The following is a 398-nucleotide window of genomic DNA, read 5'->3' on the forward strand; positions in this document are numbered from 1 at the left end:
ATTGGCCGCCACAGCTTCAGCCTTAGCCGCCGTCGCCTCTGCCGCTGTCTTACCAATACCTACCGCGCCGCCAGCCCCAACACCGCCCGGCACGATGGCTTCCGACACCTGGATACCTGCACTGTTCAGGCACAGCACCACATTACCCGCACACGCCTGTATCGCAGCTTTCGCTGCTACCGCTATTTCAGGGGTGGCCGCTGCCAGTAAACCGCCACCAAGCCCGGCTGGTAAAGCGACCATCAGCGCATCGTTCATCGCCAGCCCTTTCCGGCAAGACTCTGAGCTTGGGTCAGTGCTGCAAGACGCAATATTCTTGCCGTGCTCCTGCACGAACTTGGTCTGAGTGTCTTCATTACCACCCAGCAAGTTATTCTCCACCGCATTCTTCGCCAGCC

1 pseudogene is annotated in these 398 nt (G+C 59.5%); it reads right to left on the bottom strand.

What is annotated here, in order from left to right:
- Window positions 1–396: pseudogene (locus YROHD0001_RS00050) on the bottom strand (hemagglutinin repeat-containing protein); the annotation flags it as partial.
- Window positions 397–398 lie beyond the last annotated feature (2 nt).

Origin of the sequence: Yersinia rohdei ATCC 43380 (assembly GCF_000173775.1) — a bacterium.
Classification (GTDB): domain Bacteria; phylum Pseudomonadota; class Gammaproteobacteria; order Enterobacterales; family Enterobacteriaceae; genus Yersinia; species Yersinia rohdei.